General features: G+C 49.5%; 15 protein-coding genes and 11 pseudogenes. 13 read left to right on the top strand and 13 right to left on the bottom strand.

Translation table 11 applies throughout. From position 1 onward, the window contains the following. The first annotated feature begins 380 nt into the window (after nt 1-380). A pseudogene (potA, locus tag ACMZI0_RS05440) lies at nt 381-1,500 on the top strand (spermidine/putrescine ABC transporter ATP-binding protein PotA). A 99-nt stretch (nt 1,501-1,599) separates the two neighbouring features. Continuing rightward, a pseudogene (locus ACMZI0_RS05445) lies at nt 1,600-2,200 on the top strand (extracellular solute-binding protein). Nucleotides 2,201-2,234: 34 nt separating this feature from the next. Here the strand turns inward: ACMZI0_RS05445 and ACMZI0_RS05450 are convergent. The 8 genes and pseudogenes from ACMZI0_RS05450 to ACMZI0_RS05485 all read right to left on the bottom strand — a co-directional run bounded on the left by ACMZI0_RS05450 (nt 2,235) and on the right by ACMZI0_RS05485 (nt 9,042). Next, a complete protein-coding gene (locus tag ACMZI0_RS05450; protein WP_415672203.1) occupies nt 2,235-2,456 on the bottom strand; it encodes a FeoC-like transcriptional regulator in 222 nt (73 codons plus the stop codon). Between the two features lie 68 nt (nt 2,457-2,524). Continuing rightward, on the bottom strand, nt 2,525-3,250 hold the full coding sequence (locus tag ACMZI0_RS05455) for a nucleoside recognition domain-containing protein (protein ID WP_415672204.1): 726 nt from the start codon (nt 3,248-3,250) through the stop codon (nt 2,525-2,527). Nucleotides 3,251-3,295: 45 nt separating this feature from the next. After that, complete coding sequence (feoB, locus tag ACMZI0_RS05460; protein WP_415672205.1) at nt 3,296-4,822, bottom strand: ferrous iron transport protein B; 1,527 nt, start codon at nt 4,820-4,822, stop codon at nt 3,296-3,298. An 82-nt stretch (nt 4,823-4,904) separates the two neighbouring features. Next, on the bottom strand, nt 4,905-5,132 hold the full coding sequence (locus ACMZI0_RS05465) for a FeoA family protein (RefSeq protein ID WP_415672206.1): 228 nt from the start codon (nt 5,130-5,132) through the stop codon (nt 4,905-4,907). A gap of 58 nt (nt 5,133-5,190) precedes the next feature. Next, complete coding sequence (locus ACMZI0_RS05470) at nt 5,191-5,439, bottom strand: FeoA family protein (protein WP_195313017.1); 249 nt, start codon at nt 5,437-5,439, stop codon at nt 5,191-5,193. A 261-nt stretch (nt 5,440-5,700) separates the two neighbouring features. Then, complete coding sequence (gene prc, locus ACMZI0_RS05475) at nt 5,701-7,752, bottom strand: carboxy terminal-processing peptidase (RefSeq protein ID WP_415672207.1); 2,052 nt, start codon at nt 7,750-7,752, stop codon at nt 5,701-5,703. Between the two features lie 20 nt (nt 7,753-7,772). Further along, nucleotides 7,773-8,450 (bottom strand): RNA chaperone ProQ, encoded by a 678-nt coding sequence (gene proQ / locus ACMZI0_RS05480; protein ID WP_415672208.1) that lies wholly within the window; start codon nt 8,448-8,450, stop codon nt 7,773-7,775. Between the two features lie 84 nt (nt 8,451-8,534). Next, nucleotides 8,535-9,042: pseudogene (locus ACMZI0_RS05485) on the bottom strand (GAF domain-containing protein). 410 nt (nt 9,043-9,452) lie between these two features. On the opposite strand from ACMZI0_RS05485, the gene yebS reads away from it, so the two are divergent. The 4 genes and pseudogenes from yebS to ACMZI0_RS05505 all read left to right on the top strand — a co-directional run bounded on the left by yebS (nt 9,453) and on the right by ACMZI0_RS05505 (nt 12,394). After that, a complete protein-coding gene (gene yebS, locus ACMZI0_RS05490) occupies nt 9,453-10,709 on the top strand; it encodes a membrane integrity lipid transport subunit YebS (protein WP_415672209.1) in 1,257 nt (418 codons plus the stop codon). Nucleotides 10,710-10,790: 81 nt separating this feature from the next. Next, nucleotides 10,791-11,189 (top strand): annotated as a pseudogene (locus ACMZI0_RS05495) (MlaD family protein); the annotation flags it as partial. Nucleotides 11,190-11,240: 51 nt separating this feature from the next. Then, nucleotides 11,241-12,119 (top strand): annotated as a pseudogene (locus tag ACMZI0_RS05500) (methyltransferase RsmF C-terminal domain-like protein); the annotation flags it as partial. Between the two features lie 83 nt (nt 12,120-12,202). Then, on the top strand, nt 12,203-12,394 hold the full coding sequence (locus ACMZI0_RS05505; RefSeq protein ID WP_415672210.1) for a YebW family protein: 192 nt from the start codon (nt 12,203-12,205) through the stop codon (nt 12,392-12,394). Between the two features lie 41 nt (nt 12,395-12,435). Here the strand turns inward: ACMZI0_RS05505 and ACMZI0_RS05510 are convergent. After that, a pseudogene (locus tag ACMZI0_RS05510) lies at nt 12,436-13,407 on the bottom strand (malate/lactate/ureidoglycolate dehydrogenase); the annotation flags it as partial. Between the two features lie 301 nt (nt 13,408-13,708). On the opposite strand from ACMZI0_RS05510, the gene ACMZI0_RS05515 reads away from it, so the two are divergent. Continuing rightward, nucleotides 13,709-13,924 (top strand): hypothetical protein, encoded by a 216-nt coding sequence (locus tag ACMZI0_RS05515; RefSeq protein ID WP_415672211.1) that lies wholly within the window; start codon nt 13,709-13,711, stop codon nt 13,922-13,924. 522 nt (nt 13,925-14,446) lie between these two features. On the opposite strand, the pseudogene ACMZI0_RS05520 reads toward ACMZI0_RS05515, so the two are convergent. Continuing rightward, nucleotides 14,447-14,641, bottom strand: a pseudogene (locus ACMZI0_RS05520) (DJ-1/PfpI family protein); the annotation flags it as partial. A gap of 218 nt (nt 14,642-14,859) precedes the next feature. Between ACMZI0_RS05520 and ACMZI0_RS05525 the strand changes: the two are divergent. Together ACMZI0_RS05525 and ACMZI0_RS05530 are read left to right on the top strand one after the other, a co-directional pair. Beyond that, nucleotides 14,860-15,204 (top strand): YebY family protein, encoded by a 345-nt coding sequence (locus ACMZI0_RS05525; protein WP_415672212.1) that lies wholly within the window; start codon nt 14,860-14,862, stop codon nt 15,202-15,204. Nucleotides 15,205-16,363: 1,159 nt separating this feature from the next. Next, nucleotides 16,364-16,624 (top strand): annotated as a pseudogene (locus tag ACMZI0_RS05530) (autoinducer binding domain-containing protein); the annotation flags it as partial. Here ACMZI0_RS05530 and ACMZI0_RS05535 read toward each other — a convergent pair. Then, nucleotides 16,507-17,106 (bottom strand): energy transducer TonB family protein, encoded by a 600-nt coding sequence (locus ACMZI0_RS05535; protein WP_415672213.1) that lies wholly within the window; start codon nt 17,104-17,106, stop codon nt 16,507-16,509. The pseudogene ACMZI0_RS05530 and the gene ACMZI0_RS05535 overlap by 118 nt on opposite strands. A gap of 89 nt (nt 17,107-17,195) precedes the next feature. On the opposite strand from ACMZI0_RS05535, the gene ACMZI0_RS05540 reads away from it, so the two are divergent. Together ACMZI0_RS05540 and ACMZI0_RS05545 are read left to right on the top strand one after the other, a co-directional pair. Further along, the gene (locus tag ACMZI0_RS05540; protein WP_415672214.1) at nt 17,196-18,242 is read left to right on the top strand and encodes a CAP-Gly protein; all 1,047 of its coding nucleotides are present in this window, start codon (nt 17,196-17,198) and stop codon (nt 18,240-18,242) included. Between the two features lie 26 nt (nt 18,243-18,268). Further along, a pseudogene (locus ACMZI0_RS05545) lies at nt 18,269-18,450 on the top strand (DUF2158 domain-containing protein). A 57-nt stretch (nt 18,451-18,507) separates the two neighbouring features. Here ACMZI0_RS05545 and ftnA read toward each other — a convergent pair. Further along, nucleotides 18,508-19,014, bottom strand: a complete 507-nt coding sequence (gene ftnA, locus ACMZI0_RS05550; protein ID WP_415672215.1) for a non-heme ferritin — start codon at nt 19,012-19,014, stop codon at nt 18,508-18,510. 368 nt (nt 19,015-19,382) lie between these two features. On the opposite strand from ftnA, the gene ACMZI0_RS05555 reads away from it, so the two are divergent. Further along, nucleotides 19,383-19,613 (top strand): DNA polymerase III subunit theta, encoded by a 231-nt coding sequence (locus ACMZI0_RS05555; protein ID WP_415672216.1) that lies wholly within the window; start codon nt 19,383-19,385, stop codon nt 19,611-19,613. 285 nt (nt 19,614-19,898) lie between these two features. On the opposite strand, the pseudogene ACMZI0_RS05560 reads toward ACMZI0_RS05555, so the two are convergent. Continuing rightward, nucleotides 19,899-21,696 (bottom strand): annotated as a pseudogene (locus ACMZI0_RS05560) (S9 family peptidase). A gap of 178 nt (nt 21,697-21,874) precedes the next feature. Here ACMZI0_RS05560 and purT point away from each other — a divergent pair. Further along, nucleotides 21,875-23,054 (top strand): annotated as a pseudogene (gene purT, locus ACMZI0_RS05565) (formate-dependent phosphoribosylglycinamide formyltransferase). The last annotated feature ends 37 nt before the right edge of the window (nt 23,055-23,091 follow it).

A 23,091-nucleotide genomic window follows, 5' to 3' on the forward strand; every position in this document is an offset into this window, starting at 1 on the left:
TATTGCGTCAGGTCAGTTTTTACCATCTTAGATGCCGAATGCGCTTAAACCCTCTTTTGCGGGCAGACAAATAACGCTTTTCGTGGAAAAACGGATTTTCTGAGGATGCTTTATTCGCGTTGTTGTCGCATTATTTTAACGTCAAGAACACATAATGCTCACAACACTTTATCCCTGTGCCAACGCAGTACAAGACAATCGCCAATCTCATGATTAACATGCTTTCTTCGTCGCAAGAGTGCGCGTATAAGTTGGCGTACACTGGGGTTTCCCGTAGAATGCCCCCCTAACGACGCTCCACACGCAAAGGTGATAACCCTAGTCATGGATTGTTTTACACAACATGCATGCGCCAACGATGGAAACTGAGCAAAACCACCATGAATGAAAACCTTTCCCCCGCATCCGCACCGGTTGTTGAACTGCGCGATGTACGTAAAGGATTTGATGGCAAAGACATCATCTCCCATTTTGATCTCACCATTAACCACGGTGAGTTTTCGACCATTCTTGGTCCTTCTGACTGCGGCAAAACCACGGTACTGCGTTTGATTGCTGGGCTGGAAAATGTCGACAGCGGTACCATTCTGCTTGAGCAGCAGGATATTACCCATCAGCCCGCCGAACAGCGTTATGTCAACACCGTCTTTCAGAGCTATGCGCTGTTCCCCCACCTGAGCGTATTTGACAACATGGCATTCGGGTTGAAAATGCAGAACCCCCCCAGTTGAAATTGAACCACGCGTCATGGAAGCCCTGCGAATGGTTCAATTGGACGAGTTTGCCCAGCGTCGCCCACATCAACTGTCCGGCGGACAGCAACAGCGCGTTGCTATTGCCCGCGCAGTGGTGAATAAGCCCAAGGCATTACTGCTCGACGAGTCACTTTCGGCCCTTGATTACAAGCTGCGCAAACAGATGCAAAACGAACTTAAAGCGCTGCAACGTAAATTGGGCATTACCTTTATCTTTGTCACCCACGATCAAGAAGAAGCGCTCACCATGTCAGATCGCATCGTGGTAATGCGAGAAGGACGGATAGAGCAGGACGGCACACCGAGAGAAATCTATGAAGAGCCTAGTAATCTGTTCGTAGCCAGCTTTATTGGCGAAATCAATATTTTCGATGCTACGGTGATCGCAGCGCAGCAAGGCACCCGCGCGCATGCCATGGTGGAAGGACGCGCCTGCCCTATCACCGTCAACTTTCCGGTGAGCGCCGGGCAGTCGTTGAAAGTTCTGCTGCGCCCCGAAGATCTGTGCGTAGAGGAAATCAATGATGACACCGCTGCCGATGGCATGATCGGTTACGTGCGCGAACGTAACTACAAAGGCATGACGCTTGACTCCACAATCGAATTAGAAAACGGCAAAATGGTGATGGTCAGCGAATTCTTCAACGAAGATGACCCCGATGTCGATCACTCACTCAACCAGAAGGTTGCTATCACATGGGTAGAAAGTTGGGAGGTCGTGCTGCACGATGAAGCCACCGCGTAAACATTTCCAAAACATCATCGTCACCATCATTGTTGCCTGGCTGATGCTGTTTGTGTACTATCGCGCAGCCCGCTTATTGAATAAAAAGGTGGACCTGGAATGATAGGACGTTTGTTGCGCGGCGGTTTTATGAGCCTGATCTACGCCTACCTGTACATTCCGATCATCATTCTGATTGTGAATTCATTTAACCAGGCACGCTTCGGCATCAACCGTGATGTTATCGACCCGACAACGGTAACCTGCTGGAGTGATTTCTGGGATGCAAAATACAAAGGCAGCCTGCTGCTAACCGACGACGCGCGCGAAGTGTTCCAGATCGCACTGCGTAAACTGGGTTATTCGGCCAATACCACCGACCCGAAAGAGATCGAAGCCACTTACAGCGAGTTGAAGAAACTGATGCCGAATGTGCTGGCGTTCAACTCCGACAATCCCGGCAACCCGTTTATGGAAGGTGAAGTGAATCTGGGCATGGTCTGGAACGGCTCTGCTTACGTAGCCCGCCAGGCTGGCACACCGCTGGAGGTTATCTGGCCGAAAGAAGGCGGCTAAAAAATTACTGCCCGCCGAAGTTGCAGGTGATAAAATACTCTACCCTGATGACGAGACTATTCAGAAAGGGGAATGGCAAAACGACGTTGGCAGCACAAGCTCACTGTACGAAAACTATTGCCGGTCGTTGATGTCTGAGGGCTAGCCGCGCCATGCCGCTAGCCCTCAGCGATTGAGCGTCACCCTACCCATTCGTAGTAAAGCCGTAGCCCTTTTTCGCAGGAACAACATCCGCTGCAACCGCCGTTGGCATTTTCGTGACTGTGAATCTTTCCTTTCTGGATCCAGATTTCCATCATGCCTTCAACCACGCCCGTTTCGACGTGAAAGTTTTGGCTCACCTCTTGCAACGAAACGCGCTGTCTTTCTTTCACAAAATTGCGCAGTTCAATCAGTGCCATGTCATCCTCCCACCCCGCACAGCGCTATACCTTTCCACAACAGGATTCACCACACGCACAACCGCAGACTACTGCCGCAAATTGCCATTGCGGCGCAGAAAAAACACGGTAATCGCCCACACGGCCAGCACCGTAGCGATGGCACTGGTAGAATAGAGTGGATGGTTGGCAAAACGTCCTGCCTGATACACCAGTACCGCCGCACCATAGCCCAGTTCTATTGTCCAAACGAAACAGAACAGAGCCCACGCCGTGCCCACTTCGCGCCAGATAGCTGACAGTGCTGCGACGCAGGGCACATACAGCAATACCATCAATAAGTAGGCCACCGCCCCTAAACGTCCGTCGAATAAGTGGACAATGATATCCAGTGATGAGACAGAAAACTCATTCTGTTCGGCTACCGTCGCGGTATCGCTCAAATCCCCAACGTTGATGCCCAACGGATCAAGAAGCTCACCGCCCAATTTGGAGAAATTTTCTGGGATCGTCGCCAGCGCACCGATAACGCTTTCTCCCAGATTGAACGGCGTTTCCTCTTCCTGTGTGTCCGCCTGACTGTCCGCCATGGCACCATAAAGCGAATCCAGAGTACCGACTACCGCTTCTTTAGCGAAGATACCGGTGAATACACCGACGGCAGCCGGCCAGTTTTCCGCTTTTATCCCCATCGGTGCGAATACCGGCACAATCTTCTGCCCGATTGAAGAAAGCACCGATTTGTCACTGTCCTGGTTACCAAACGAACCATCGGTGCCCATGGAGTTGAAAAAGCTCAGAATCGTCACGACCACGACAATCAGCTTGCCAGCTCGCAGAATAAAACTCTTTAAGCGATCTCAGATACGAATCAGCACGCTACGCAGCCCGGGTAAATGGTACGGCGGGATCTCCATCACAAACGCGGACGTATCGCCCTGTAACGCGGTATTTTTCAACATAAAGCCGGTGGCAATAGCTGCGAAAATCCCTACCAGATAAAGTCCGAATACAAGGTTTTGTCCGCCGCTGGTGAATAGCGCCGTCGCAAACAGCACATAGACCGGCAAGCGCGCACCACACGACATAAAAGGTGCCATCATCACCGTAACAATGCGATCGCTGTGTTTCTCCATGGTACGCGTGGCCATAACAGCGAGCACATTGCAGCCAAAGCCGACAATCAGCGGCACGAAGGCTTTACCCGGTAATCCGATGCTGCGCATAAAGCGATCCATAACAAACGCCGCACGCGCCATGTAGCCGGAATCTTCGAGGTAGGAGAGGAAAAGATAGAGACAGCCAATGACCGGAATAAACGTGGAGACGGTTTGGATACCACCACCAATGCCATCCGCCACAAGCGTCGCCAGCCATTCCGGCGTATTGATCGCACGCAGCAGCGTACCTAATCCGTCCACCAGCAACGCGCTGACAAACTGATCGAAAAAGTCAATAAACGCACTCCCCACCTTGATAGTGAAGATAAACATCAAGTACATCACCAACAAGAAAATGGGAATGCCGAAAAACCGGTGCAATACCACGCGATCAATTTTATCGGTAAGCGTCGCAGAGACATTGCTACGACGGATCACCGCCTGATTGGCAATGGAGGAGACAAACTGATAGCGTGCATCGGCAAGAAAGATATCCAGTTCATCTTCATAGGGTTCCGTCAGGGCGGCAACCTGAGCATCCATCTCTGCCAACAACGGTGCGAGCAAGCGGGAACGTACCGTGGTGTCCCCTTCCAGCAATTGCAGCGCCAGCCAATAAGGGTGCGTTACGCCGGGAATATCCGTCATGCGTAACGCCATTTGTACGGCGGCATTTTTCAGTGGCGCATCGTACGGCACCTCAACGTTGGGAGAGCGAATATCCGCCAGTGCAGACATGCAGACCTGGCGCAGCACATCAATGCCTTTGTTTTGGCTGGCGGTGATGGGCACCACTGGACAACCTAACCGATTTTGCAGTGCAGCGATATCTATCTCCAGCTTACGTGAAGAAGCGATATCCATCATGTTAACGGCAATAATCATCGGCACATTCATATCCAACAGTTGCGCCGTCAGATAAAGATTGCTCTCAAGATTGGCCGCATCGAGAATATTGGGCACCAGGTGTGCTTCGCCAGAGAGAATATAATCACGGGCAACGCGCTCGTCTTCTGAGCTTTCCAATGCCGGATTGAGAGAATAAACGCCGGGAAGATCGACCAGCGTGAATCGTTGTCCTTTATAGAGAAATTGGCCGACTTTTTTCTCGACGGTGACGCCGAGCCAGTTTCCTACCGTTTGTTTCCCCCCGGTCAGCAGGTTAAACAAAGTGGTTTTACCACAGTTGGGGTTGCCAACAACACCAATGACGGGATGTGCGACCATAACGATTCCTTACTTGCTCGTACTTTTATCAGACAGGCGTGCCGATAAGCCACATGCCTGGCGAATCAACAGACCCGGAGAATCAACATGCTTCCAGAATCAATATCTGCGCTTCGCTCTTGCGCACGCTAATGGCGGCTCCGCGCAAACGCAACTCGATAGGATCGCCTAACGGTGCTACACGGGTGACCGTAAATGTCACTCCCGGCGTAACGCCCAACGCCAACAGACGTTTGCGGTAATCTGCCGATTCTTTTTGATAACCCTGCACACGCCAGGAACTCCCTACGGGAAATACGGTTTCTGTCATGAATACTTCTCCTCGCTGAATGACGGCCTCTTTCGACACACATTACTGCCAGATGGCATCAACCTTGTGTGACCTGAGGTGCTACCCAGACTTGCTTACCCATATCCCAATTAATCGCGATACGACCATCGCCCGCCGCTAACATCAATGGCTGGTTTACTTCACGCTGAATAACCCGAATTTCCCCCCCAACGCGAATACCCAACTCCATTAAACGTTGGTGATACTCACCGCTGAGACGAATTCGCGCAACCACAGCGCTAACATTGAGAGGAATATCAAGAAGGGTGTGAAGACCTGGCGTCATAGTTGGGCTCTTAAAGAAAAACCGCAGAACCCGGTGGTGAATTCTTACGGTATAATTGCTGTAAATGCTCAGAAAACAAACAAAAGTAATAACGATTATCAATAATAAATATATGGGTATATGTCTACTTGATACATATCAAACAAAAATTAAATATCGCTCATTCCCCTGATGACAGCGCTTAAAAACTGCAAGAAACGCCACAAAAAAACACCCTGTCAACCGTAAGGCTGACAGGGTGTTTTACTGCGTAGCAACTGTCTACTTCACACTATGAGACAGGTCGCTGGCGATATGTGACGTTTCTTCCAGATAGGCATCCGGAGCCTGATAATCCTTAGGTAAATCTTCCAGGGACTTCAGCGGCTTTTTACCTTCACGTTTGAAGCGTTCATTAAGTCGATTCAGACGTAATGCTTCATCGTCATTATTTTCTTTTTCACGCTGAGCATAATTGAGGGAAACAATGTTACGTTTCTCTTTATTCGCATTATAGCGCGCAACATCCTGGATGATATATTGAAATTCAGGATCTTTGGCAATACGAGCCTGATGTTGCTCGTTCAGCCCACCAATATAGGGTTTCATATCCCCCAGTTTGCCATAGCGCGCTGCATTGATACTGTCCCAGACCAAGGCGTTATCTTCAAATTTCTCACCGGTCTCAACCGCTTCTGTGCCGGTTGGCATCAAAATATCCGGCGTGACACCGCGCAACTGGGTGCTGCCGCCATCAATACGGTAGAATTTTTGAATGGTGTAAGAAACCGAGCCTAGTCCCGGCCATGCCGGATGCAGCATCTGATCGTAAATACGGTTCAGAGAGCGATACTGTTGTACCGTGCCTTTACCGAAGGTCGGTTCACCGACAACCAATGCACGACCATAATCCTGCATTGCGGCGGCGAAAATCTCTGATGCCGAAGCACTGAAACGATCGACCAACACCACCAGAGGGCCTTTATAGTAGACCACGCCATCAGTATCGCTATCTTCACGTACCTTACCATTATTGTCACGGATCTGCACCACAGGACCGCTGGGAATGAGCAGGCCAGAGAGCCCTACCGCCTCGGTCAGCGCCCCACCGCCGTTACCGCGCAGATCAATGACGATGCTGCTCACATTCTGTTTTTCCAGCTTTTGTAATTGCACTTTGACGTCATCCGTCAAACCAACGTAAAAACTGGGAATATCCAGCACACCAACGGTTTCTTTGCCCACCGTTTTGACCGACATTTTCACAGCCCGATCTTCCAGGCGAATGCGCTCACGGGTCAAGGTCACGGTTTTGGTTTTCGTGCCTTTGCCACCAGGCAAAATTTCAAGCCGCACCTTGCTGCCTTTGGGGCCTTTAATCAGCGCCACCACATCATCAAGCCGCCAGCCGATCACTTCCACCATCGGTTTACCATTTTGTCCTACGCCGACAATGCGATCGCCCACGGTAATACTTTTGCTCTTTGCCGCCGGACCGCCTGCTACCATGGAGTTGATGACCGTGTAGTCGTCATCCATTTGCAATACCGCGCCAATGCCTTCCAGAGAAAGGCTCATGTCGGTATTGAATTGTTCCATATTACGCGGCGACAAATAGCTGGTATGGGGATCCATTTCCCGCGCAAACGCATTCATGATGAGTTGGAAAACATCTTCACTGTTGCTTTGCGCCAGACGACGAATAGCGAACTGATAACGCTTGGTGAGCGTCTCTTTGATCTCTTTGTCGTCTTTGCCAGTCAGTTTTAAGGTCAGCCAGTCATATTTTACCTTGGCATCCCAAAGACGGTTGAGCTCTCCCACATTTTGTGGCCAGGGCGATTTGCTGCGATCCAGCTCAATCGTGTCTGTTCCCGTCAGATCAATCGGTTTTTCCAACACGGATAACGCATATTGCAAACGCTTAAAGCGACGTTTTTGCGCCAGATTATAAAGCGCGTAGGGCACGTCCAGTTTACCGCTTTTAAGATCTTCGCCCAGTTGCCCTTTTTGATTGGCAAATTCAGCAATATCGGAGGCCAACAGCACGTTATGGCTGTAATCCAGCATATTGAGATAGCGTTTGAAAATCTTCTCGGAGAACTGCTCATCAAGAGCTATCTGCCGATAATGGGAGCGCAAAAAACGCAGCGTGATGCGATCGCTCTCAGTGGCATGCTGAAGTTCCTGATGCAGTTGGGGAATCTGATCTGCACGCGTGATCATCTCACTGCGTGCAATCGCTTCGCTGCGTGAGACGGGCGCTTCTTTGGCAACGCTCACGCCCGCCAGCAATGCGGCGGCAATCACCGTCATTCGGATTAATGTGTTCATGCCCTGATTGGCCCTCCGTATCAGAACTGCAAGTGTTCTGCGCGCACAATCATCGCCAGACCGGAAGCCAGTTGAACCCGAACTTCACCTTTGGCAATCTCGAGCACCGTAGCGTCCATGGCATCTTTACCTGCTCTGACTTTGATCTCTTGACCAATTTTCAATGCGGTAATATCCGTTACGTTAACACGCTGTGGTTGCGGCGCACGCTCGGTAGCGGCTTTAGGTTGGCGAGGTGCGGAAGAACGCGGTGCACTGTCGGCTGCGGGGCGCTCGCGACGCGGGGCCGGTTTACGCCGACGAGCGGGTTGCTCAGCGGTTTCTCCCGCAGCGCGGCGTTTCGCCTGCTGTTCAGCTCGCTGCGCTTGAACGCGCGCTTTAGCTTCTTCCAGTTGCTTGCGAGCGTGATCGACATGCTGCTGTTCCAATTCACCGCATGGATTACCATCGAGATCGACACGTTGTGCGCCCAGTTTGATGCCGTACAGATAACGCCAACTGGACGTGTAAAGGCGCAACGCAGAACGCAATTGCGTTTTACTCACACTGTCAGACTCTGACATGCGAGTGACAAGATCCTGAAAAATACCGATTTTTAAGGGCCGCGTTTCACCTTCAGTGGTGAAGCAAAGCGGAAACCGTTCTGCCAAAAAGGCAATGACATCTTTACTACTGTTCAACTTAGGTTGATTTTCCATGAAATTTCCTGATTACAACAGGTTTGCCAACCAGCGCAGGCATGAACAGGCGACATTATAATGACGCCATCAGCAATTGCTACGTTATCCTTCTCTCTGCGTGAGAGAATTGATAAAAGTCAGCACATCGCTCTGTTGCAATTGCGTGCAGAGCACGGCGACCACCGCTTTGAGACCTTCTTCATCTTCAGCGTCAAAACGCTCATAGGACGTGCTATCAATATCCAGCACGCCAATCAGTTGACCGTTCACCGAAAGCGACAGTACGATCTCGGCATTGCTGGCGGCATCGCAGGCGATATGGCCGGGGAACGCGTGCACATCACCGACACGTTGAATCCGATTTTCCACGACTGCGCTCCCACAAACCCCCTTACCCGCCGGAATGCGAACACAGGCAACTCGCCCCTGGAAGGGCCCAAGGAACAGCGTGTCACCCTCCAGAAGATAAAAGCCCGCCCAATTGACGCTCTCAAGGCGTTCAAACAGGAGTGCACTGCTATTGGCCAAAATAGTGATGAAGCGGCGTTCACCCGTAATCAGTGCGGATAAGATCGCTGACAAGAGCCCTATAAAATGATGGTTTATTCATAAATAATAATTCAGTTTTTCCAGATACCTTAGCCTGCCAGCCACAGCCCATTGGTGCAAAAACACATCAATCGCTCTGCGGCATCATCCTATGATTTGAATCACCCTGCCTGACAATACTGGCGATGTATAACCCAAGAGAAGAAGGATATACGCTTTTGCGTTTTTATTCACATAAACGTGACACGCTGAATTGAGACATACAGCATGCCACAAGAGCATTCGCTTCGTCAGCGTGTCGCGCACAATTCATTCAACCTTCTGCGCATAATATTTTTCTGACACCGGGTAAACGGATTCAATTACCTCGTGAACGCAGAAGTAGGCTATCATGCTGACGACCTTCACATCGCAATTCAGCGTAATGAGAATATACAGCATAGTCGGTTCCGCCACGCACCGCGCCCACCCGTGACCAAGGCACGTTCCGTCGTTGTCGACGGGCGCTATCACCGTTGCCACGGCAGTGACATGCTGTTCCTTCTGCCAACAATGACGAGAGGAGAGTATGCTACCTGCCCGCAGTGTGCAACCTGGGTCGGCTCTGGACGCGACTGGTCAATGACACGTCTGGCCGCAATGGCCATGGCCATGCTGCTCTTGATGCCCTTCGCCTATACCGCTCCACTACTCGATATCCGCCTGCTGGGCGTGGCGATCAATACCAGTCTGTTTGAGGGTATCTGGCAGATGACCAAACAAGGCCACCCGGTTACTGCCAGCATTGTTGCATTCTGCACGGTAGGCGTTCCAGTTACGCTAATGGCGTCGTTGCTTTACCTCTTTTTTGCTCCGCGTATTGGCATGAATCTGCGTCCTATACTGCTGCTGGAAAAATTGAAAGCCTGGATGATGCTGGATATTTATCTGGTCGGGCTGGCGGTTGCCGCCATCAAGATCCGCGAGTTTTCCGATATTCAGTTGGGGCATGGCATGGTGGCCTATTTGACGCTGACTCTGCTCAGTCTGTTAACGCTCATTCACCTTAACCCCGATCAGCTTTGGCTGCGTTTCTATCCGCAGTTGCATCCGGTGATCAACGCAGAACGTTATCGACTCTGTCTGGCCTGCCATTTTACCAGCGCGCCGGATGCGCGCGGCCGCTGCCCACGTTGCCATACCCCGCTACGCGCACGTCGACGCCATAGCCTGCAAAAATCCTGGGCGGCATTGATCAGTGCGATGGTGTTTCTGGTGCCTGCCAACTGGCTTCCCATCTCCATTCTTTATGTCAACGGCGCACGCAAAGAGGACACCATTCTTTCCGGCATTATTTCGCTGGCGCACGGTAATGTTCCCGTGGCTGCGGTGGTGTTTATCGCAAGCATACTGGTACCGTTTACCAAAGTTGTCGTGCTCAGCGCATTATTGTTGAGCATACAGTTGCGCATACAACGCGGTATTATGACGCGAATGCTCCCGCTACGTGCCATGATCTGGATTGGCCGATGGTCGATGCTCGATCTGTTCGTCATCGCCTTGATGATGTCGCTGGTACACCGCGACCAACTGTTGGCTTTTACCTTAGGCCCGGCGGCCTTCTATTTTGGTGCGGCCGTTATTTTGACCATTCTCGCCACAGAATGGCTGGATAGCCGATTAATATGGGATACCCATGGAACAAGATTCAGCAACACCCGAGTCAACACGAACCGCGATCAAGCATAAGCGTCGTATTTCGCCATTCTGGCTGCTGCCGTTTATTGCGCTCCTGCTGGTTGGTTGCTTTACACCAACCAGCAGGAGCGCGGCACCAGCGTCACCATCGATTTTATCTCCGCCGACGGCATCGTGGCTGGCAGAACCCCCGTGCGCTATCAGGGCGTTGAAGTGGGTACGGTAACCGGCTTATCGCTGGGACCGTTATCGGATCGGGTAATGGTGGCACTGCGTATCAGCAAGCGCCACCAGCATCTGGTTCGTAGCAACTCGGTATTTTGGCTGGCATCAGGCTATAACCTGCAATTCGGTCTGGGCGGCGGTCTATTAAAAACCGGTACCTTCCAGCAATTCATTCGCGGCGGTATCGCCTTTGCTACACCACCGGCCATTCCGTTGGCGCCGATCGCTACATCCGGCAAGCATTTCCTGCTACTGGGTGAAGAACCGAAAGAGTGGCGTCAATGGGGCACCGCTATTCCTGAATAAATCACATGATACTGCCGTCGCTTGATTAGCGACGGCAGCCACGTGCCGTGTTTTGACGCCATTCTGCTTGATGCGCCCTGTTCCGGGGAAGGCGTGGTTCGCAAAGATCCGGATGCAATGCGGCACTGGTCGCCGGAGAGTATGGCGGAGCTGGCGCAAACCCAAAAGGAACTGATCGTCAGCGCATTTCATGCGTTAAAACCCGGCGGCGTGTTGATTTACTCAACGTGTACGCTCAATGCGCAGGAGAATCAGCAGGTGTGTCAGCACCTACTTAATTCCTTCCCTAATGCCTGCACGATTGACTCGTTAGCTGACCTCTTCCCCGGCGCAGAAAATGCGCTCACTGAAGAGGGGTTTCTGCATGTGTTTCCGCAAGTTTATGACAGTGAAGGCTTCTTTGTGGCGCGGTTACGCAAAACACAAGCCATCGCTCCCTTGCCTGCACCGCGTTTTAACGTGGGCAAATTTCCCTTTACGCCATTAAATGGCAAAGACAAGCAAGCCGTGACACCTCATGCCAATCAAGCGGGCTTAGTTTGGGACACAGAACAGCAACAACTCTGGCAACGGGATAATGAAATCTGGCTTTTTCCCACCGCACTGGGTGAGCTGTTTGGCAAAATCCGTTTCTCGCGTATTGGTCTCAAGCTCGCGGAACGTTATGCCAAGGGCTATCGCTGGCAGCATGAAGCGGTCGTCGCATTGGCAAGTGCGCAGGCAAAGCAGGCTTATGCACTGAGCGACGCTCTCGCCTGTGAATGACTTCAGGGGCGCGACAGTTACCCTGATGTGCCACCTACCCACGATGAGGTAGTGCTTACCTATCAGCATACGCCGATCGGGTTAGCCAAACGCATCGGCAGCCGTATAAAAAACAATCTTCCGCGCGAATTAGTACGCGACGGTGCCTGCATACAGGACGTTTAATGGGGAGTGTTTCACTCCGCTTGAACCATTTTCATCTACACTCTCACTATTGTTAGCACAATGGTCTGGGAGGGTAAGCGCCTATGTACGCACTGGTTGTCTTTATCTGCTATCTCGGGCACGGCTGCGAAAATCTGGTTGTTGATGCCTATCTTGACGAAGCACAATGCCTGAGAGCAATGGATGAGCAGTATTTACGTCGGGCGGGCTGTTTTCCGATAGAGGATTTTATCGATGGCTACTGGATGCCAGCCCATAAACGAGCGGAGTTTTGACGCGCATGCTCTGCGCAGGCACACGCGTCATGATAAGGGCATCAGACTACGGCAAATTCTTGCTCTGCCATACCTAATGACACCCCCGCAGCGACAATATTTGCCCACTCCTGATCGGAAAGCGTAATCCCGTTAGCCTGACGTTGCGCATAGGTAATGCGCTCCGGCTCACCGGCTATCAGTACGGGTTGTTCGGTATCAGCAGTCGGACAGGCCCGTACATATTCCAGCATGGCGTCATATTCTTTTTGAAGCCAGTCCATCGACACCATTGCGGTCGGATCGATGACAATGGTGGTCATGTTATTGACTATCGCCCCTTTGCGCTCGTTTTCCGGCTGGATAGTGCCGCCACCGGAAAGTAACCCAGCCAGCATCTCTGCCGCCGGCACCAGCCCCCCCCCTTTATGGCGAGCAATGGGCTTCAGCACACCTTGCTTTTCATCTTCCCACATCACTTTGGAATCGTTGGTAGAGACGCCCTGGCTATCGCGCATAACCTCTTCATCAAACTTCTTGCCTGCCAGATAGGCTACTCGGGTTTTCCCTAACGCCACGATGCTGGTGGCGAAATCGAGCACAAACGGTGCATTGTGTTCACTTTTGGGAAAAGCGATACAAATGGGGTTGGTGCCAAAACGCGCTTCACGACCACACCAGGGTGCCACAATGGGATCCAAATCGTTCACATTGACAAAATGAATCGCCACCATACCCGCCTCTGCCGCCATTTCACCATAAGTACCGATACGCCCAAGGTGGCATGTGGAGGCAAGCGTCATTAGACACACCCCGGTCGTTTTTGCTCTGGCAATCGCCTGCTCCATGGCTTCTTTGCCGGTGCGCTGACCAAAACCGCGATCGCCGCTAAACTGTAATACCGCACCACCGTCACGCAATAAACGAACTGGCGTATTAGGGTGCATGATCCCCTTGGTGATAAACGACACATAGTACGGCAACATACCGACACCATGGCTATCATGGCCTTTAAGATTGGCATTCACCAGATGATTGTTGTGTTTGCATCATTATCCTACCGCTGAAATCGCATGGATTAAATGCCTCTTCACGCGTTGAGCACTATTGCGTTAATCAAGATCAAAACCGCTACATATTGTCAGCACAATTCGTCCCCCCAGTCCGCCGCATAACTGCGCTATAATTATTAACTCAGGCTGTGATCACCCAAGGATCGCCATGAACTACCGCGTCATCGTCCCCTTCTTTTTTCGCTGTTACTCATAACGGGCTGTTCTTCGCAGCGGGGTATGCAATGGTGAAGTAAAAACGCTGCCGGGCCACCCCATTGGGATGACGTCTGCCGTGATTGTCGATAATACGGTGGCATTCAGCGTACTGATGCCCAAACAGCGTATTGAAAGTGGCTTATTGCATTCCGCCGACAGTGCTCGCTACGTGCCTTCCGCAGTGACCAAAGAGGGCTATCTGGCACAGCGCCTTTCTGGCAACACCTTCTGCATCATTAATCCCGAGAGAAACGAGTACACCATTTACCACTGCCAATAACATCCCACCTCACCGCGCGATCACTTCGCGTTTTCGCCCACAACACTCAGTGATGTCGGGCAAGAGGTATCCAGATATTTATCAAGTGTTAAAAAATCGAAAATCCGCCTTACGCCTATTTCGCTTTGTGTAACCTGCACGCAGAATCCGCCCATCAACTGAGAGGTGAATCATGAAAAACATGCTCTGCGTATTAATGGCCATTGTGATAACAGCATCTTTAATCGGATGCATATGGCCAGGCCCCGGCTGGGGGCATGGCGGCGGAGGCCCGATGCAAGGGCCGATGGGACCGGGCGGCAGTGGAGGAGGCCCTGGATATGGCGGGCACGGTGGACGAGGATAGTTTTCGATAAGCTATCAGGGAGCATAAGCGCCCTGATGTGAGAAAGACTATAACCGTGCTGCGGCCCGTTGGGTCGCTTGCTTGCGTTTCTCAATAAACGCGACCTGCCTAAGACGTACTGCCTGAACTAATTCTGTCTCTGCCGAGCGCGGCGAGCCAGAATTGAACGGCGGCGCAGGACACTCATCCAGTGTCACCGTTGGCAGGATAGCCAGGCCGCGATCGGAAATAACCGGCGCGATCTGTTTCCAAATCAGGTGCACCTGTGCGCCCGACGCACGAACAAACACCTCATAAGGGCCAGTCAGATCCAATTGGGTCACTCCAGGGAAAAGGAGAAAACCGATGGAGAGCGAAGGAGAATCAGCCACGACAACATCCTCTATGATTAGGTGATATTGCTTAGCATGCGCAGGTTTTTACCATGGATTCAATCGGAAAATACGTGGTGTTAATGAAATGAACGGTATCCATAGCTCGACTTCATTGCCCTCACCCCTTATGATCGCTTTCGAATTCATTTATGTAACTCGCTGATTAACGATGTGTAATTTTGCCGCATTATCAGCTTAGCTCAGAGATGCCTTCGATGAAAAAAATCATTTTAGCGCTAACCCTTGCTACCCTCGGTGCAGATGCTATCGCAGCAGCCAAACTGGTGACATTGAGTCGTCAGCAATATGGTGAGCGCTGGGCGTTTACCCGCGAAGAGGTGCGGTTGATTTGTCACCCAGGTAAGGCAATTTTTGCGCTGAACACGGGAACTCTGGTGCAATATCCACTTAACATCGCTGCACAGACACAGATGAAAAATGGCCAGGTCAATGCTCAGCCGATTGATGTTATATGGCTGGACGATCCTAACGCACCGGGAAAGAAGAAAGATTTACAACCGTTCATCGAACGCGGCGAACAGCTTTGTGCCGCTGAGTGACCTAAAAACTGGCTACATTTCAGCCACATGTTAATATGTGGCTAATATTGCGTTACCGCAGGGTGTGAAAGGTGTTCCATTTATGAAACGAACTCCGCGACAACACTGGTAATCAGTGAGAAGTTGGCTACGCTTTAAAGGGCAAGGCTGATTTAGCTTGCATAAATGCTAACTTTTAGCGCAAGGCTCTCTCCCAAGAGCCATTTCCCTAGACCGAATACAGGAATCGTATTCGGTCTTTTTTTATTGATTGATAAGTGATAATTAAGTAGGATCGCCCCAGCTTTTTGATACGCTGCTCCCAGAACTCCACAAGGCAGCTTATCAGGGAAAAATAGGATTCGTTAGCCTTACCGGGTTCAATCTCAACGACAGCATGGGTACTTATATCAGTCAAAAGCTATATGTGCATATTCGTGTGCCGATGTTGATAATTTTTTGTTGAATATACCGATGATGAGCCACATCCCGCTTGAGTTTATCATCGTATATGGGTTCGGGTTGCCGAGATACTTACACTCGCCTGTCGTCCGAATTTCAGTGCTGAGTCGATCATCAGTATATCGCTCTGCTGGCTCTCGGTCAGAGCAAGCCGGTGTGGCAGAACACTCATGATTTCCCTTACAGCAGGTAATGTGACCTCGGCAATGTTTCAGTGACGATGGTGTACAACCAGCTCCTCTAAGGTGAAGTTAACTCCACAATGATGTTTTCAAATTCACCATCAGTGTTCTGCTACCACCCTAAACTCTAGCCGAGAATTTTTATTTGATATTTTCCACCCCATAATGGATATATAAATAGTATTTTGGTTACTTTTCGTTTAAGTTTTATTAGTAAACTAAGATTAAAGGCAGACAATAATGGGTTCTTAACACTCTATTGTTAAATAGCAACATGATTTGCTTAGACACACCAGATAATTATGACGATTTTTTTATTTCTTGATTTTCATATATAAATAGTTATTTATGTGTTTAATCAAGATAATGATATTTTAGTTCCTGGTGTTGGCTAATTTCGCCACCTGGCCCTTGAGGCCAGTTTTTTTCTTAAAAAACTATATCTTATTAATTTTAAACTTGTAAATAGACCATTTTCACAGGTGTTACTGTCGTTTTAGACAGTGGATTTCTTAAAAATCATGAATGTAGAAAATATGAAATTTACATTAAATCATAATATCAATGATGTTTTATGTTCTTTTTTAGAACAAAAACTGAAAATTATAAGTAACGTAACATTCGCTTATAGTGTCATAAACAAAAAAATTATTTCAGAAATCCTTATAATCTCCAATTGTCATGATGTATGGGTAAAAGCATATCTGGACAATAAATTCCAATATGTAGACCCCGTTGAGATCATGGTGCTCAGGCATAGTTCTCCATTCGAATGGAATGAGAATATAACAACTTTCTTAGAAATAAATCCTACCAAGATCTTTTCTCTTTCTAAAGAATTTAATCTTGTAAATGGAGAGCCATTTTTAACTTTGTTTGATTGTGCTCCACTTTTGCGCCATTTAGCCACTGCCTTTATTATTTCGTTGTCTAATCTACGATTAAGTAAAAATTCAGTTACTTTTATATTTTTCGGCACACCATCATTATCTACATCAAACTGGACTTTGAAGCAGCCAGTAAGCTTAGCCGCGTGACTCCTGACTGCTTGCGTACACTTGGATGTCACAGAGGATTCATTCTTCACGTTTTCTTGCTGAGAACATGCACAAAGAAGGCAGATAGTAGCCACAACCATGTGTTTTATCATCGTAGTTCTTTTCTGATAATCGTTATCAATAAGATATATTATCAGCTTCTCCCCCTGACAAACAATTCTTAGTATCGACATCACAATAAAATAATCCCTTATTAAAACTTCACTTTCCATTAATTTCATATTTCAATCCTAATCCCTGACGCTCTTTCGACCTCACCTATACTCGTTGATATTTATTCATAAGGCTTAATAAATAACCTGGAGAAATTATGAGCATTGCATATGAAACCAAAGACATTAGAACAATATCGTGGGGCAGTATCATTACTGGCATAGTAACGGTGATGGCCACATCGATATTATTGTCAACCTTGGGTAGCAGTCTGGGTTTCGCTATGGTTGAGCCTACGTCGGACGATCCCGTAAACGGTGCAGGTATGGCTGTAGGTTTATGGACCGCGTTCTCCATTGTTATCAGTTTATTTGCAGGATCATTTATCGCTGGCCGGTTAGCGGGTTACGACGGAATGATCCACGGTTTTTTGAATTGGGCCAGTGCGTTACTGGTTGCTTCAGTGCTTGGTGCCATGCTGGTAAGTTCGTCAATAAAAACAGCGGGAAATGCGCTAGGCTCGATCGCATTAGCAACAGGTTCCATGATTTCCAGCGGTGGCGAAGCACTGGGTAATGGACTCTCTCGGGTGGGGGATGCGGGGCAACATTTATTTGAGGAGATTGTGCTTGATACGCATCTTTCTAATGATGGCTTACAGAGCGAAGTAGAAAATGCGTTGGTGAAATCCGGTATCCCCACGTTACAACCTGATTATCTCAAACGACAATTACAAGGTGCCAAAGATGACATCATGCTGGTAGCACATCGTATGGCAGTGGGCACAGAATCGAGTGAGCAGGTCGCGGCCGAATTAACCGAAAAACTCGCGCAGCGCAGTAAGACTATTACGGCCAATATCAATCGTGATGATATTAAGCATGCATTAACGCAAAATACCGATCTTACGCCAGTTGAAGCCGACCGGATGGTCGAAAACATTCTGAATACTCGCGATCGTATGGTGCAAGAGGTGAGCAAGCGTCTCACCGAAGCACAAACCAGTATACAACAAGCACAACAGCGTTATGATAGCTGGAAAAAACAGGCGGCAGAAAAGGCTGAGCAGATGTCAAAAGCGGCAACAAAAGCAGCGCTGTGGTCATTCTTCGCACTATTAATCGGTGCAGTTATCAGTACCCTTGCTGGCTTTTGGGGGACGAAAAGTAAGCGCCATGTGACGAAAAGTAAGCGCCATGTATAGTGTTACCCAGACAAAAGGTGGCTGTGATGTTTAAACCTGGAGATATCGTTCAAAGCAAAACCGGCGGACCACGAATGCGGGTTCTTAGCGTTAAGGACGATACACTAGTTATTGTGCCAGAATTGACGATCAGATTGAAAAAGAGATAGAAGTCAGCGCCGATAGCGTCTCGCTTTACCGAGAAGAAGGCAATTTCGGCGTGTGTTAAAACAATCCCCTTCAAGCTGACTAGCATTTTTAGCCTGAAGGGGAGCCTTTCAAAGCATCACTGTTGTGCGGGTACAGCCGTCATTTTCTTCAGATCCTGGTCGATAAAGAACAGACCCCCTTGTGCCGCACTGACCAATGCCAGCTTGTCGAGAATGGATTTGAACAGTTTTTCTTCTTCATGCTGTTCAGCAACATACCATTGCAAGAAGTTGAAGGTTGAATAGTCTTGCTGCGTCATTGCGGCATGAGCAAGCTCATTGATTTTTTGCGTAATTAACTGTTCGTGCTCATAAGTTTGCTCGAATACATCAGCCAGCGAGGCAAAATCAACCGGCGGCGCTGCAATAGCGCCCAGAACTGGCATGCTGCCAGTATCATCCAGATAATTAAAGAGACGTTGCATATGTTCCATCTCTTCTTGCGAATGTGATTTCAGAAATGCTGATGCGCCTTCAAAACCTTTATCACCACACCATGCGCTCATTTGCAGGTATAAATTAGCGGAATAGAATTCCAGGTTTAGCTGGTCGTTTAGTTTTTGAATCATCTCTTTCTTAAGCATTTCACATTCCCTCTTTTCGGCAGGCGAGTCAATTTTTTCATTATGCCTTGCTGTTAAAAAATAAAAAACATCTTATTATCATAATATCTCAAGATTAAAATAAAGACATAAATATCATATAAATAAACCAATTGATAACAATTTTCAATTTCATTTAAATGTAATTAAATTCGTTTAATTGAGAATGGTTTTTGTTTCAATGACTGTTATGCAAAACAATTAACAAAAAACATTTCTCGTGCAGAATAGAAAACATAAAAAATAATAATTCTTGTTTATCGTTATTCAGTTGCACATGCGCAGATGGGCGTGGTTCACAAAAAATGGTATTATACATTTTCAAGAGCACAGCCCTGAGGATGAGAACAATGGCGTACAATCTGGCTAACCTCTCTGCCCAAGAGATGGAGAGAGTGAATGTTGATCTCGCGGCATCCGGCGTGACGTTCAAAGAACGCTACAACATGCCTGTCATTCCCGAAGTCGTAGAGAGAGAGCAACCAGAGCACCTGCGTGACTACTTTCACGAGCGTATTGCGTTCTATCGCCAACAATCGTTGCAGTTCTCGCGCCTGCCTTACGAACCCAAGGCGAAATAGCCCGAAATTTGATGTCCATTGCACATTTTTTCACTTGCGTATTATGCCCAACAGGCGGTTAATAGTGAGGCACACCACCTTTTACCGAGAGAGGCAAATCAAATGAGTAAAGGCATGGACAGCAAGAAAAACAGCAAAAAGAAACCGTTGAAAACGGCTGCGGAGAAACGGGCAGAGAAACGGTCCAAACGTGCTCAGCAAACAGATACTGTGAGCTGATGCCTTAATGCGCTGAACGGGTAATCCCGCACTCAGCGGGATTACTCAAGCACACAGCCCCTTCTCTTACAACTTATCTTCGACCATCAGTAAAAATGCGTATTCCAGCGCAATGTCTTCGTATTGTTTGAATCGCCCTGACTTTCCTCCGTGCCCAGCATCCATATCCGTCAGCAGCAATAACAGGTTATTGTCGGTTTTCAGTTCACGTAGCTTCGCCACCCATTTGGCCGGTTCCCAGTACTGAACTTGCGAATCGTGCAACCCGGTGGTTACCAGCAGATGCGGATAAGCCTGAGCACTGATATTGTCATAAGGGCTGTAGCCTTTGATGTAGTCATAATAGCGCTTCTCTTCGGGGTTACCCCATTCATCATATTCTCCCGTGGTCAGCAGTATTGATTCATCTAGCATGGTAGTGAGCACATCCACAAACGGGACCTGCGCTACCACACCTTTAAACAACTCAGGAGCCTGATTGACAACCGCCCCCCTGCGCTACCAATGCACGCGAGATATCGATGAAGTCAGTAAAGGAGTGCATTTTGTTGAGCAGGCGGCCATCGTCATACCATTACTGGCCAAGTTCCCCCCCACCGCGGATGTGGGTCAATGCAAAAACAAAACCTCCGTCCAACAAACTAAGGCGGCTTACGCTAAAATCGGGCTCCATGCTGCTGCCATAAGCACGATAGCCATACACCAGTAACGGGTTGTTGCCAGGCTGATAACTGTCACGGCGACAGACTAATGACACAGGAACGTCAACGCCATCACGCACGCGAATCCACAGACGCTCACTGCAATAATCAGAGGAGGCAAACTGTTTGACTTCGGCCTGTTTAAGCAAATGCTGCTCACCGCTGTCCAAATCAACCTCGTACAGCGAAGTCGGTGTCGTCATTGACGAATAGCCGAAACGCAGTAAAGCAGTCTCTGGCGTCGGGTTATACGCAAGCCAGGTAACATAGCTGGGATCGTTAAAGCGGATGTTTTTTTCCTCGCCAGTCTGCCAATGAATCTGACGCAGACCGGTTAACCCGAGTTCCCGCTCCTCCAACACCAGCCAATCACGGAACAGCTCGAAGCTCTCCAGCACACGACTGGCATGAGGTGCCACCAGCGTTTTTAGTGCAGATTCCCCAATGACGATATAGTCCTCAGAGGTCGTTTCTCCCAGGCCGACGTAATAGGTATCATCTTGCTCTTCATACACTAAGCGGTCATTGCCGATATCATCACCGATACGGTGCAGATAAACCTGATAGGGCAACAGCGTCTGCGGGTGCTTACGCACATAGTAAATGGCCTAGGCACCGGCATTCCACTGCATATTGGCCGAAACCTGCTCAATTACCTCCGGCAACCACTCACCGGTGTTCAAATCGCGAAAACGAATATCATACTGACGGCGAGATACCTTATCTTCGGCCAAAGCCAGCAGACGATTGTCTGGGCTAACCGAGAGCGCCCCCCAGGTTATAGAATTCACTGTCTGCCGCACGCTCATTTTCATCCAGCAACAACTTCCAGTGTCCCGTTTCTGACGCTGGTTGACGCACATAGATTGCATACTCTTTGTCAGGTTCATAGCGCGTCTGATAGCGATAACCGCGTTTAACGTAAGGCACTGACGCATCCTGAGCCGGGATCCTCGCCACCATCTCCTCTCCTGATACAGCGTTTCCTTGAGCGCTTCATAAGGTTGCATATGCGCAGCGCAATACGCATTCTCAGCTTGAAGGTAAGACAATACGGCCGGATCTTCACGCGTATCGTCACGTAGCCAGTAGTAGCTATCGACGCGCGAATCACCGTGGGTCGTAAGGAAGTGTGGACGTTTTTCTGCTTGTGGTGCTTTCATTGCGTGCCATCCTGTTTTCTGGAAAGAAAACCGTGGCACGATTCATTGATAAATCCAAGAGGCACTGTCACCCACGGTGTATTTATTGCGGATTGCCTCTGGCCGCTTTGCCATTAATGCGTACGCAAACGTTTTCGTTTATACTGCGCGCCATGTCAATACAGAGCGGGAAAGCATGATGTTAACGGTTGGAACAGCGCTATGCACAGGCGCAACACGCGTAATGTTATTAGGTTGTGGAGAACTGGGTAAAGAAGTGGCGATAGGAGTGCCAGCGTTTAGGCGTGGAGGTGATCGGCGTCGACCGTTATGCCAATGCCCCCGCCATGCATATCGCTCACCGCAGCCACGTCATTAACATGCTGGATGGTGCTGCCTTACGTGCCATTATTGAGCTCGAACGTCCCGATTACATCGTGCCGGAAATGGAAGCGATTGCCACTGATATGCTGGAGATATTGAAACAGGAAGGCCATCATGTTGTGCCTTGCGCTAAAGCCACGCGCCTGACCATGAACCGTGAAGGCATTCGCCGTCTGGCGGCGGAAACGCTGAACTTGCCCACCTCTTCCTACCGTTTTGCAGCAAGCGAAGACGCATTTCAGCGAGCTATTGCTGAAATCGGTTACCCCTGTATCGTCAAGCCGGTCATGAGTTCATCAGGTAAAGGGCAAAGTTTGATTCGCCGTGAAGAACAACGGGATCAAGCCTGGAAATACGCACAAGAAGGTGGACGCGCAGGCGGCGGTAAGGTGATCGTGGAAGGTCTGGTCAATTTTGATTTTGAAATCACGTTATTAACTGTCAGCGCCAGTGATGGTGTTCACTTCTGCGCGCCTATCGGCCACCGACAGGAGGACGGCGACTACCGCGAGTCATGGCAGCCACAGCAGATGAGCGACCTTGCTCTGGCGCGTGCGCAGCAGATCGCCCGCGATGTGGTCACCGCGCTGGGGGGTTATGATCTGTTCGGTGTAGAGCTATTTGTATGTGGTGATGAGGTTATTTTCAGCGAAGTGTCGCCGCGTCCGCATGATACCGTCATGGTAACGCTGATCTCGCAGGACCTTTCAGAATTTGCCCTGCACGTGCGCGCATTTCTTGGCTTGCCTGTCTGCGCAGTAAGGCAATATGGACCTGCTGCCTCTGCCGTTATCTTGCCCGAGTTGGTGAGCGATGACGTCAGCTACAGTGAGTTAGAAGAAGCCCTGCGTCCCGGGACGCAAATCCGCCTGTTTGCCAAGCCGGATATCGCAGGTAAACGCCGTATGGGCGTAGCACTGGCAATGGCACAGAACATTGAGGATGCCGTGGCGCTGGCCGTCTCTGTCGCAAGTGCAGTAAAAGTGACCGGATAATCATCCTCTGCGGCAAAAAAAGAGCCACGCACTGCGT

Source organism: Symbiopectobacterium sp., assembly GCF_047692315.1.
Taxonomy (GTDB): Bacteria; Pseudomonadota; Gammaproteobacteria; order Enterobacterales; family Enterobacteriaceae; genus Symbiopectobacterium.

Bases quoted from the DNA above. Each gene is read 5' to 3' on its own strand.
- proQ (WP_415672208.1), bottom strand. From the start codon at position 8,450: ATGGAAAATCAACCTAAGTTGAACAGTAGTAAAGATGTCATTGCCTTT.
- ACMZI0_RS05535 (WP_415672213.1), bottom strand. From the start codon at position 17,106: ATGAAATTAATGGAAAGTGAAGTTTTAATAAGGGATTATTTTATTGTG.
- ftnA (WP_415672215.1), bottom strand. From the start codon at position 19,014: ATGCTTAAGAAAGAGATGATTCAAAAACTAAACGACCAGCTAAACCTG.
- ACMZI0_RS05525 (WP_415672212.1), top strand. From the start codon at position 14,860: ATGAAAAAAATCATTTTAGCGCTAACCCTTGCTACCCTCGGTGCAGAT.
- prc (WP_415672207.1), bottom strand. From the start codon at position 7,752: ATGAACACATTAATCCGAATGACGGTGATTGCCGCCGCATTGCTGGCG.
- ACMZI0_RS05505 (WP_415672210.1), top strand. From the start codon at position 12,203: ATGTACGCACTGGTTGTCTTTATCTGCTATCTCGGGCACGGCTGCGAA.
- ACMZI0_RS05465 (WP_415672206.1), bottom strand. From the start codon at position 5,132: ATGACAGAAACCGTATTTCCCGTAGGGAGTTCCTGGCGTGTGCAGGGT.
- ACMZI0_RS05470 (WP_195313017.1), bottom strand. From the start codon at position 5,439: ATGACGCCAGGTCTTCACACCCTTCTTGATATTCCTCTCAATGTTAGC.
- ACMZI0_RS05515 (WP_415672211.1), top strand. From the start codon at position 13,709: ATGACGTCTGCCGTGATTGTCGATAATACGGTGGCATTCAGCGTACTG.
- ACMZI0_RS05450 (WP_415672203.1), bottom strand. From the start codon at position 2,456: ATGGCACTGATTGAACTGCGCAATTTTGTGAAAGAAAGACAGCGCGTT.
- ACMZI0_RS05555 (WP_415672216.1), top strand. From the start codon at position 19,383: ATGGCGTACAATCTGGCTAACCTCTCTGCCCAAGAGATGGAGAGAGTG.
- feoB (WP_415672205.1), bottom strand. From the start codon at position 4,822: ATGGTCGCACATCCCGTCATTGGTGTTGTTGGCAACCCCAACTGTGGT.
- ACMZI0_RS05540 (WP_415672214.1), top strand. From the start codon at position 17,196: ATGAGCATTGCATATGAAACCAAAGACATTAGAACAATATCGTGGGGC.